Source organism: Corynebacterium sp. p3-SID1056, from assembly GCF_025152525.1.
In the GTDB taxonomy this organism is placed as follows: domain Bacteria; phylum Actinomycetota; class Actinomycetes; order Mycobacteriales; family Mycobacteriaceae; genus Corynebacterium.
Map to the genome: position 1 here is coordinate 222629 of NZ_JALXXL010000003.1, position 9824 is coordinate 232452.

The following is a 9824-nucleotide window of genomic DNA, read 5'->3' on the forward strand; positions in this document are numbered from 1 at the left end:
CCGGGGCAGCAAGCACATGTCAATAGTTTCTACAAGGAGTCTCTACCACCATGTCCCTGCCGCAGTATCTTCCCGGTCCGAACGCCGACTTCTGGGATTGGCAGCTGCTGAGCGCGTGCCGTGGCGAAGCATCCGAGGTCTTTTACCACCCAGACGGGGAGCGCGGCCGTGCCCGCACACAGCGCGAGAACCGCGCGAAGGCCATCTGCTACACCTGCCCCGTGCTCGAGCAGTGCCGTGAGCACGCCCTCCGCGTGGCAGAGCCCTACGGGATTTGGGGCGGCATGAGCGAGTCCGAGCGCCAGGCTATCCTGCGCGGCGGGCACGGCGGGGCTGTCAAGGTCCCCGCCGCCGCGTCTGCGAAGTAAAAACACAAACGCTGCCGGAACCCGCTTCGGGTTCCGGCAGCGTTGCGCGTGCGCGGAAGAATTAGTGCATGTGGCCTGCGTGGCCTGCGTCTTCTTCCTCTTCGGCCGGCTTGGTCACCACGGAAGCCTCCGTGGTGAGCACCATCCGTGCCACCGACGCCGCGTTGACCACGGCGGAGTGAGTGACCTTCACGGGGTCGATGATGCCCTGTTCGACGAGGTTGCCGTACTCCAGGGTTGCGGCGTTGAAGCCCTCATCGTTGCTCAGCTCGCCAACGCGGGACACGACGACGGAGCCATCCAACCCCGCGTTGTCGGCGATCCAGTAGGCGGGCTTGCGCAGCGCGCGGGCGACGGCCAGCACGCCGGTCTGCTGCTCGCCTGCGAACTCCTCGGCGTATGCCTCGAGTTCCTTGGCAATCTGTACGAGCGCAGAGCCGCCACCGGCGATGACGCCCTCCTGGACCGCGGCGCGTGCCGCGTTAATGGCGTCCTCGACGCGCAGCTTGCGCTCGTTGACCTCCGTCTCGGTTGCCGCACCGACGCGGATGACGGCCACACCGCCGGACAGCTTCGCCAGGCGCTCTTCCGCCTTCTCGCGGTCCCAGGTGGAATCGGTCGTCTCGATCTCGCGACGAATCTGGTTGCGGCGCTCCTCGATCGCCTCGGCGGTCCCCGCCCCGTCGACAAGCACGGTGTCGTCCTTCGTCACGGTGACGCGGCGCGCGCGGCCGAGGTGCTCCAGGGTGGCGTCCTTGAGGTTGACGCCCACCTCCGGGTCGATCACGGTGGCCTCGGTGACCACGGCGAGATCGTCCATGAAGGCCTTGCGGCGCTCACCGAAGTACGGTGCCTTCACGGCGACGACCTTGAGCGACTTGCGCATCGTGTTGACCACGAGCGTCTGCAGCGGCTCACCCTCGACGTCTTCCGCGATGATCAGCAGCGGAACCGAGGACTCGGCGATCTTTTCCAGCAGCGGCAGGAAGTCCGGCAGGGAGGAAATCTTGTTGCGCACCAGCAGGACGCGCGCGTCATCCAGCACGGCCTGGCCAGCGTCCGGGTCCGTCATGAAGTAGGGCGACAAAAAGCCCTTGTCAAAGGAAATGCCCTCGGTCAGGTCCACATACGACTCGATGGACTGGGACTCCTCGACGGTCAGCACACCATCCTTGCCCACCTTGTCCATCGCGCCGGCAACCATCTCGCCGACCTCCGGGTCGCGGGAGGAAACGGTGGCCACATTCGCGATCTCCGCGGAAGCGGACACCGGGGTGGCGCGCTCGCGCAGCTCCTCAACGACCTTCTCCGCAGCTGCGGAAATGCCCTTGTTCAGCTCGATCGGGTTCGCGCCCGCAGCGACGTTGCGCAGCCCCTCCGCCACGAGTGCCTGCGCCAGCAGGGTCGCGGTGGTGGTGCCGTCACCAGCAATGTCGTTGGTTTTCACCGCGACGGACTTGACCAGCTGCGCACCGAGGTTTTCAAAGGGATCTTCCAGATCGATGTCGCGGGCGATGGTCACGCCGTCGTTGGTCACGGTCGGCCCGCCCCAGGACTTGGAGAGGACCACGTTGCGGCCGCGCGGGCCGAGGGTGACCTTCACTGCGTCAGCGAGGATGTCCACGCCGCGCTGGATGCCCTCGCGGGCCTCCTGGTCAAATGCAATAAGTTTTGCCATTGGTGGCTTCAGCCCCCTTCGCTTACTTTTCGACGACAGCGAGCAGGTCGCGAGCCGACAGCAGGAGGTACTCCTCGCCGTTGTACTTCAGCTCGGTGCCGCCGTACTTGGAGAACACGACGGTGTCGCCCTCCTTCACGTCCGGGGCGACGCGGTTACCGTTGTCGTCCAGGCGCCCCGGGCCAACAGCGATGACGACGGCTTCCTGCGGCTTCTCTGCAGCGGAGTCCGGGATAACCAGGCCAGAGGCGGTGGTGGTCTCAGCCTCAGCGATCTGCACGAGGACCTTGTCTTCCAGCGGCTTGATATTGACGTTTGCCATAATCGACTACCTTGGTGACCTTTCGTAGATGTTGCGTTGCAATCTTTACAGGATTTGCAGTTATAACGATTGTCTCGATGCGCAGCCGTCGTCGCGGGTGAACAACTGTGCTCTACACAACCTGGTTAGCACTCTACCCACGTGAGTGCTAAGCCACAACATCACTCCCCCTCCATCGCACACTACTGCGTGTGCGTGGTGTTGCGCACAGCGTTGCGCCAGAGCTCGTACTCCTCCGGGTTGTCCTCACGGTAGTTCTCCACGGCGCGGATTGCCTGATCCACTGCCGCGATGGTGCGCTCCTCCACGCTCTTGCCCTCGCGGTTGGTAAAGATGACCGGCCCGCAGATCGCCCGCGTCGGATCGGTGAGAAACGCCGGGTTATTGGTGTCTGCGGTGTTGCGCGCCAGCGAGGCCACCGGGTTCGGTTCCGCACCCTGCGCGCGGGCATCCGGGTTGAACAGGGCATGGAAGCGGTTGCCCTCCTGCTCGAAGGCGACATCGACAAAGTCGTCGTGGACACCGCCGAGGAAGTCACGCGCCGTGTCCGCATCAAAGACGATGCGGCGGTAGCTTAAGTCCGGGTTGACCAAAAAGCCGAAGCGCTCGCGGTCCGCCTGCTCGGGGTGGGTGGTGTGCTCCGGGGTGTGGGAAAGGTCGCTCATGGCCGCTCGGTCCTCCGTGGTGTGTCAAAAACGGGCCTTCTTGCTAGTCAAGATAGCCGCTTGTGCGCATCCCCGCAGTGCATGCCGCTTCCCAGCACGTCACCGCCCCTGCTGCTAGGCCCCGACGAGCGGCGTTTCCACCTCGAGCGAGGTATCCGTCGCCACCGAAAGCGGCGAGGGTTGCGCTCCCTCGTGGATAAGCTGGCCGGCCACCGCAGCGATCATCACGCCGTTATCCGTGCACAGGCCAAAGCGCGGTACCCGCAGCTCGATGCCGCGGGCTTCGCAACGCTCGGCCGCGAGCTCCCGCAGCCGGGAATTCGCCGCCACCCCGCCGCCGAGCAGCAGTGTGGAGGCGCCGGTGTCCTCGCAGGCCATCACCGCCTTGGCAGTGAGCACGTCGCACACCGCCTCCTGGAAGGACGCGCATACATCCTCCATGCTCACCACGCGAGACTCCCGCTCGGCGGCCTCCACGTAGCGGGCCACCGCGGTCTTGAGCCCCGAGAAGGAGAAGTCATAGCGGTGCTCGCCGCGCAGGTCCTGTGCCTTGAACAGCCCGCGCGGGAACGCAATCGCGGCCGGGTCGCCAGCGTGCGCCAGCTTGTCCACCACCGGCCCGCCGGGATAGCCGAGGCCGAGCAGGCGGGCGACTTTGTCGTAGGCCTCCCCCGCGGCGTCGTCAAGCGTGGAGCCCAACTCGCGCATCGGGCGGCCCACCGCCTCGACTTCGAGCAACTGCGTGTGCCCGCCGGAGACCAACAGGGCCACCGAGTGCGGCAGCGCGGTCTCGCCTTCCAGGTTCGCCACCGCGACGTGGCCGCCGAGGTGGTTGACGCCGTAGAAAGGCACGCCCCACGCTGCCGCGTAGGCCTTCGCCGCCGAGGCGCCGACCAAAAGCGCACCCGCCAGGCCGGGGCCCACGGTGGCCGCCACCGCATCCGGCTTGTCCACGCCGGCTTCTGTCAGCGCGGCCTCCATCACCTGGGGCATGGCCTCCAGGTGTGCGCGCGAGGCGATCTCCGGCACCACTCCCCCGAAGCGGGCGTGCTGCTCCATGGAAGAGGCGACCGCGTCCGCGAGCACCTCCATCTTCCCGCCCTCGCCGAGGCGAATAATGCCTACGCCTGTTTCATCGCACGAAGACTCAATCCCGAGCACGATCATGGGAGCCGTTTACCTTTCTGTCTCGTTACTCGCGCTTTTGCGCGGGCGCATCATCGCGTACGCATCCGCGCCAGAGGCCTGGTAGTAATTCTTGCGCACACCGGTCGTGACAAAGCCGTAGTCCTCGTACATGCGCAGCGCCGGCACGTTGTCGGTGCGCACCTCGAGAAACATTGGCCCGTCGAGTAGGTCCGCGGTGTGCACAAGCTGGTCCATCAGCGCCCTGCCCACGCCCCGGCGCTGATAGGCGGGATCGACGCCGATGGTGTGGATCTCAAATTCCGGATCCTCTTTCGGCCCCAGCATGGCCACGCCGGCGTAGCCGACGAGCGTGTCAGTCTCGTCTGCAAAGGCACCGACGTAAAAGGTGTAGCGCTGGGCCAGCTCCGCGCGCACCATCGATTCGGTCCACGGCTGGTCGCCGGCAAACAGGAGCGCTTCCAGCTCCGCGATGCGCGGGGCGGCCGCCGGTCCGAGCTCGCGAAATTCCACGGCTAGCTCAGCTTCTTCAGGTCAATGTCCGGCAGCGCCGGCGACTTTGGCTTCTGCTTCGGCGGGACCGCGTCCGGTCGGCGCAGGTAGTGCGGCACGAGCGGGGCCGGTGGTGCCGAAAAGTCTGCGGCGGCAACCAGGCCAGCCGTGTGCGGCGGAAGGTAGGTCACCTCGTCCGCGTCGACGCTCAGCTGCGCGGCGAGCTGCTCCGGGACAGAGCAGACAGCCACGGGCGGGCAGTCGAGCTCCGCGGGCTTCACAACCTCGGGGCCTGCCACGCGCTGGCCGTGTTCGTAGCGGGCCCAGTACACCTCGCGGCGGCGGGCGTCGGTAACGATCAGCGCAGATGGTGCGTCAACGCCACGGGCCACCGCGTCGTGGGTGACCACGCCGTACACCGGGATCCCCAGCGCCTGGCCCAGCGCCGAGGCGGTGGCCATGCCGACGCGCAGACCGGTAAATGGGCCCGGGCCGCAGCCGACCACGATCGCCTCCAGGTCTGAAAAGGCAAGGCCCGCGCCCGCGAGCAGTTCCTGAATGGTTGGAACGAGCAGCTCGTTGTGGGCGCGGGTGGAAACGACCTTTTCGGCGATGACGTCGACAGCATTTGGTTCGTCGACGCCACCGGAACCGGTGGCGGAAACGCCACCGGAAACGGTGGCGGAGACGGCGGCCACACCCGCGACAAGCTCGGTGGTGGCCGTGTCGAGGGCGAGCACGCGCATTACTGCGTCAGCCCCATGACCCACTGGCCGTTCTGCTTCGCCACCATCAGCGGGCTCTGCAGCGGGTACGCCGCCATTGCAGGCTGCTGGCAGATGTCCACGTTGCGCAGATCCACCTTGTCAAAGTCGGCCTTGGCGTTCTCGTCGGCAGGCAGGAGCACCATGTAGCCGGTGTTCTCGTCCAGCTCGAGCTCGTCAGCGGTGGCGTGGAAGGCCTCCAGCTTGCTGTCGCGCAGCTCCTGCGGCTCGGCCGGGCACAGGGTGGTAAACCCGACGTACTTCTCCGGGTCGTACACCCGCGACGCGTCGATCATCTGCGCAGCCAAGGCGTCGCCCTGCGGGTTGAGCTGGGAGACGGAGCGCGTCAGGGAGTTCGTCGGCGTGATGTTGGCGGCCTGCGCGTTCTTGTTGGACAGAGGAATGAAGATCATGGCGACGAGCAGCACAACCCACAGAGCGCAGGCCAGCGCTACCCATCCACGACTGGTGTTGGAGAGCTTTAGCATGGGCTAAAGCCTACATCCCTGCGGTTCCTTTGCCAGTTTTTGGTGTGCCCTGCCACTGCCAGGTGATGATGCGGCCTTCCGACTCCGGGTCCTCGCGCACCAAGGTCTCGCGGTCCAGCGACACAAGGAGGTACGCGGAGCTCAGCTGCTCGATCAGCCCTCCGCCCCACTCGGCAACCACCACCGCGCGGTCGAGCTCCGTATCGAGATCGAGCGCGTCGAGCTCGCCGAGCGGATCGCCGCTCGAGCCCTCGCCGAGCAGCCGGTAGGCATCCACGTGGATCAGCGCCGGGCCGCCGGTACGCGAGGCATGCTCGCGCGCGATGACGAAGGTCGGGCTGGTCACCCGCCCCTTCACGCCAAGGCCCTCGGCAATGCCCTGCGTGAGCGTCGTCTTGCCCGCGCCCAGTGGCCCGTCCAGAATCACCACGTCGCCCGCGCCAAGCTCCGCGCCGAGCTCGCGGCCCAGGGCCTTCGTCTCGGCTGCGGTCTCACATACTCTTCGCACGTGTCCTCCTCGCGTATCGCTTCTCGACGCCCCGTTTACCCCCGTCCAACATACTCCCGCACCGTCCTGCCCTTGGGCGCGCACAGCACCTCGTAGCTGATCGTGCCGGTGGCCGTGGCCAACTCGTCCGCGCTCATGCCTTCGGGCCCGAACAGGACCGCCTCGTCGCCAGCACGCACCGGCGCTGCTGCGGTACCCGCGGTGCCGCCCAGCCACACCACGATCTGGTCCATGCACACCCGGCCGACCTGCGGGTACCACTGCCCGTCGATCGTCACTCCGAAGCGCCCCTGCCAGGAGCGGCTGATTCCGTCGGCGTAGCCGGCCGGGATGAGTGCGGTGTAGCCGTCCTCGGGGGCCTGCCAGGTCAGCCCGTAGCTGACGGATTCGCCGCGGGCAATCGTCTTGACTGCCACCACGCGCGCAACCCAGCTCATCGCCGGGCGCAGGCCGTGATCACGGCCAGCGACCGGCTCGCTGCCGTACAGGCTCACACCCGGGCGCACCTGGTCTAAGTGCGCGTCCTTACGCGTCCACACCCCGGGCGAGTTCGCGATGTGGGTGACCTCCGGGCGCAAGCCCGCGCGCCGTGTGGCCTGGGTGGCGCGTTCGAAGGCGGCGAGCTGCTCCTGGGTAAAGGGGTGCTCCGGTGTGTCTGCGCAGGCGAGGTGGCTCATGATTCCTTTTACCCGCAGTGCGCCTTGAGATTCTGCTTCTGCGGCAAGCGCGAAGGCCTCGTCCCAGGCTTCCTCGTCGATGCCGGAGCGGTTCATCCCCGTGTCCACGACGAGGTGGACCGGAATCGGGGTGGGAGGGGTGGACGCGGCGTCGATAAGCGAGCGAAGATGCGCGATGCTTGGAGCGCCGACCTCGACACCGGCGGGGATCTCCTCCCCTGGTGCCCACAGCCAGGCGAGCACCGGCTTGGTGGTGTGGCGGGCGACCTCGCGCGCCTCGGCGAAGGTGGCGACGCCGAACGCGTCCGCACCGTTGGCCTCCATCACGGGCACGCAGGCGTCGACGCCATGGTTGTACGCATCCGCCTTCACCACGCACATCAGCGTCCGGTCACCGACGTGTGTCCTGATGCAGCGGGTGTTGTGCGCAATCGCGTCGAGATCAATCCGAGTAACCAGAGGGTGCATGGACACATTGTGCACCATCGACACCTAGAGCAGGTGGAGCACGCCCAAAAGAATCAGCATGGCCGCAACGGCCCAGGTAGCGCCCAGGGTCACTGGACGCGGGTTGTTGCGCGCCCACGCGAACCCACGGCCGGCTGCGCTATCCGGCTTCGCACGCACCCATCCCACAAGCAACGCGCTGACAGTTGGGAGGGACAGCGCCACCGTGGCGTAGAGGACCAGGGAGGTGTAGCGCAGCGCCGGGTCGATGCCGGCGGCAGAGAGCAGGGCGAGCCCGCCGTAGAAGGGAATCGAGGTGGCCGACTGCACCAAGCCCAGGATGAAACCGGTGAGCACCGTGAGTGCGTTCGGCTTGCGCAGCGGGCGCAGCACTGCGGCGATGAGCTTGGAATTGTCCCCGCCTTTCAACGCCAGCACGCCGGTGAGCAGACCGGTGGCCAAAAGGAGGATGCCGAAGACTGGGCCTTCGACGAAGCTGTGGACGACGGGGCCGAGGCCGTCGAAAATGACGAGCATGAGCAGCGCCAAGCTGGCCACCCCCAGCCAGTCCCCCGCGATCAACAGCGCCACGATTGCGGCGTATCTTGGCTGATGACGCGGGATGAGAATCCCCACGGCCACGATCACGCCGATGAGCAACAGGTTCACCGAATCCACAAACGCCAGCGAGAGCGCACCAAGCATCAGCGATCCTCCAATCATTTTCCGGCCCACACTAACTTACGCGTTGCCCACACGCGCAAGCGTGCTCGAGTAGCATTGTCTGCGTGTCTGCGAAGCTGAAGAATTTCTCCGAACTGTCCAAGCGCGGCCCGCACCGCGTCCTCGAAGGCGACCTTGGCTACACCGGGCTGCCCGGCAAGGTCTACACCCCCGCCGAGGGGCGCGACCTGCCCGCAGTCGCCTTCGGCCACGACTGGACGAAGAAGGTCGACGATTACCACCGCTTCCTGCGCCACCTGGCCAGCTGGGGCATCGTCGTCGCAGCGCCGAACACAGAGACCGGGCTGCGCCCCGACCACGCAGGCTTCGCCGCCGATTTAGAAACCGCGCTGCAGATCTGCGCGGGCGTCCGCCTGGGCAATGGCAACATCACCGTCTCCCCGCAGAAGCTGGGCATCGTCGGCCACGGGATGGGCGGCGGCGCTGCAGTCCTCGCCGCGGTAGACAACGAGAAGGTGCGCGCCGTGGCCGCCATTTACCCCGCCAACGTCGCGCCTTCGTCAACGCAGGCGGCGCGCTCCCTGTTCGTCCCCGGCCTGGTCATCGGCCCGGGCACGGACGCCGATGCCCTGTTTAACCCAGGCAACCCGGCCAAGCTGGCCTACAACTGGGCAGGCGATGCCTGCTGCCGCACCATTAAGAAGGGCGACCAGCAGGAGTTTTCCGAGGACGGCCTGCTCAAGCGCGTCCTCGGCCTGGGCAAGTCCAACCGCGGCATCCAGGAAACCGCGCGCGGCCTGGTCACCGGCTTCTTGCTCCACCAGCTCGGCGGCGAGAAGAAGTACGCCGCCTACTCCGACCCCGAGGCCGCGGGCAGCGGCGTCGAGTCGCTGGTGGGTGACGACCTGGCGGAGGCCGCCGGGCTGAGCCGAGACGACAGCGGGTTCTCGCTGTTTTAGGGTTTCGGTTCTGCGTTTTCCGCGGGTTTGCTGCTGCTTGCGGTGGCCCCGTGAAAACTTTGATATTCCCTCTCTGTCAGGCTGGTTGTAAATAACGAACCATTGGAGGTTCTGTTCATGACCGTGCACAATGTGCCACGTCTTGTTCCCGATCCACCGCAGTCTGCATTGATCAAGGATGCGGCGGTGGTACCGGTGCCGGCCCGGCGGCCGCGTGGTCAACTCATCCGTGCCGAAGAAGTGCTCTCCTTGCCGACAGTGGTGCTAGAGCCTGGGGCAGTGCTCGCTGACGAAGACGTGGTCATGCTGTCAGGCGCGGGAATTCGGCAACCTCACCGACGACGCCCCCATTGAGGATTGAAGCGTCCTGACAACGATGCCGAGCGGACTTCGCTAAAACCCCAGTCTCCACTTTTCATCAGGTGCCTGCCCGTTTCTTTTTGCTGAGGACGAGGATTGTCTCGGATTGATGTTATGAAGCTCAACATACATCCAGCAAATAGGAAACCGCTAATCTGCAAGTGAGTAGCCCAATTCCCGCCGCCACCGGAAACAACAAGGAAAATAGTAAACGTTATAGCGGCTAGACAATGGATAGCAAGACGACTATGTGCATGCAGTCGTTG

At 66.0% G+C, this 9824-nt stretch carries 12 protein-coding genes; 2 read left to right on the forward strand and 10 right to left on the reverse strand.

Annotated elements, in window-relative coordinates; genetic code table 11:
- Positions 1 to 50: 50 nt before the first annotated feature.
- Positions 51 to 368 carry a WhiB family transcriptional regulator gene (locus M3G14_RS04460; RefSeq protein WP_259924937.1) on the forward strand — a complete coding sequence of 106 codons (318 nt, stop codon included), beginning with the start codon at positions 51 to 53 and terminating at the stop codon, positions 366 to 368.
- 61 nt (positions 369 to 429) lie between these two features.
- On the opposite strand, the gene groL is transcribed toward M3G14_RS04460, so the two are convergent.
- From groL to M3G14_RS04510, 10 genes are all read right to left on the reverse strand, one after another.
- On the reverse strand, positions 430 to 2046 hold the full coding sequence (gene groL, locus M3G14_RS04465) for a chaperonin GroEL (RefSeq protein WP_259924938.1): 1617 nt from the start codon (positions 2044 to 2046) through the stop codon (positions 430 to 432).
- 22 nt (positions 2047 to 2068) lie between these two features.
- A complete protein-coding gene (gene groES / locus M3G14_RS04470; protein ID WP_038588532.1) occupies positions 2069 to 2368 on the reverse strand; it encodes a co-chaperone GroES in 300 nt (99 codons plus the stop codon).
- Positions 2369 to 2550: 182 nt separating this feature from the next.
- Entirely contained in the window at positions 2551 to 3033 is a 483-nt protein-coding gene (locus M3G14_RS04475; protein WP_259924940.1) for a hypothetical protein, read from the reverse strand.
- Between the two features lie 114 nt (positions 3034 to 3147).
- The gene (gene tsaD, locus M3G14_RS04480; protein ID WP_259924942.1) at positions 3148 to 4200 is read right to left on the reverse strand and encodes a tRNA (adenosine(37)-N6)-threonylcarbamoyltransferase complex transferase subunit TsaD; all 1053 of its coding nucleotides are present in this window, start codon (positions 4198 to 4200) and stop codon (positions 3148 to 3150) included.
- A 9-nt stretch (positions 4201 to 4209) separates the two neighbouring features.
- Positions 4210 to 4692, reverse strand: coding sequence for a ribosomal protein S18-alanine N-acetyltransferase (gene rimI, locus M3G14_RS04485; RefSeq protein ID WP_259924946.1), 483 nt, complete (start codon positions 4690 to 4692; stop codon positions 4210 to 4212).
- A 2-nt stretch (positions 4693 to 4694) separates the two neighbouring features.
- Complete coding sequence (gene tsaB / locus M3G14_RS04490; protein WP_259924950.1) at positions 4695 to 5417, reverse strand: tRNA (adenosine(37)-N6)-threonylcarbamoyltransferase complex dimerization subunit type 1 TsaB; 723 nt, start codon at positions 5415 to 5417, stop codon at positions 4695 to 4697.
- Entirely contained in the window at positions 5417 to 5923 is a 507-nt protein-coding gene (locus M3G14_RS04495; RefSeq protein ID WP_259924952.1) for a hypothetical protein, read from the reverse strand. The genes tsaB and M3G14_RS04495 overlap by 1 nt, the downstream gene beginning before the upstream one ends.
- Before the next feature lie 10 nt (positions 5924 to 5933).
- Positions 5934 to 6431, reverse strand: a complete 498-nt coding sequence (tsaE, locus tag M3G14_RS04500) for a tRNA (adenosine(37)-N6)-threonylcarbamoyltransferase complex ATPase subunit type 1 TsaE (RefSeq protein WP_259924955.1) — start codon at positions 6429 to 6431, stop codon at positions 5934 to 5936.
- A 35-nt stretch (positions 6432 to 6466) separates the two neighbouring features.
- Entirely contained in the window at positions 6467 to 7576 is a 1110-nt protein-coding gene (gene alr / locus M3G14_RS04505) for an alanine racemase (RefSeq protein WP_259924956.1), read from the reverse strand.
- Positions 7577 to 7600: 24 nt separating this feature from the next.
- On the reverse strand, positions 7601 to 8260 hold the full coding sequence (locus M3G14_RS04510; RefSeq protein WP_259924975.1) for a hypothetical protein: 660 nt from the start codon (positions 8258 to 8260) through the stop codon (positions 7601 to 7603).
- 83 nt (positions 8261 to 8343) lie between these two features.
- Between M3G14_RS04510 and M3G14_RS04515 the strand changes: the two genes are divergently transcribed.
- A complete protein-coding gene (locus M3G14_RS04515; RefSeq protein ID WP_259924957.1) occupies positions 8344 to 9198 on the forward strand; it encodes a dienelactone hydrolase family protein in 855 nt (284 codons plus the stop codon).
- The last annotated feature ends 626 nt before the right edge of the window (positions 9199 to 9824 follow it).

Coding starts and splice junctions, on each gene's coding strand:
- M3G14_RS04510 (WP_259924975.1), bottom strand. CDS start 8,260: ATGCTTGGTGCGCTCTCGCTGGCGTTTGTGGATTCGGTGAACCTGTTG.
- M3G14_RS04475 (WP_259924940.1), bottom strand. CDS start 3,033: ATGAGCGACCTTTCCCACACCCCGGAGCACACCACCCACCCCGAGCAG.
- M3G14_RS04495 (WP_259924952.1), bottom strand. CDS start 5,923: ATGCTAAAGCTCTCCAACACCAGTCGTGGATGGGTAGCGCTGGCCTGC.
- tsaB (WP_259924950.1), bottom strand. CDS start 5,417: ATGCGCGTGCTCGCCCTCGACACGGCCACCACCGAGCTTGTCGCGGGT.
- M3G14_RS04460 (WP_259924937.1), top strand. CDS start 51: ATGTCCCTGCCGCAGTATCTTCCCGGTCCGAACGCCGACTTCTGGGAT.
- groL (WP_259924938.1), bottom strand. CDS start 2,046: ATGGCAAAACTTATTGCATTTGACCAGGAGGCCCGCGAGGGCATCCAG.
- tsaD (WP_259924942.1), bottom strand. CDS start 4,200: ATGATCGTGCTCGGGATTGAGTCTTCGTGCGATGAAACAGGCGTAGGC.
- groES (WP_038588532.1), bottom strand. CDS start 2,368: ATGGCAAACGTCAATATCAAGCCGCTGGAAGACAAGGTCCTCGTGCAG.
- alr (WP_259924956.1), bottom strand. CDS start 7,576: ATGCACCCTCTGGTTACTCGGATTGATCTCGACGCGATTGCGCACAAC.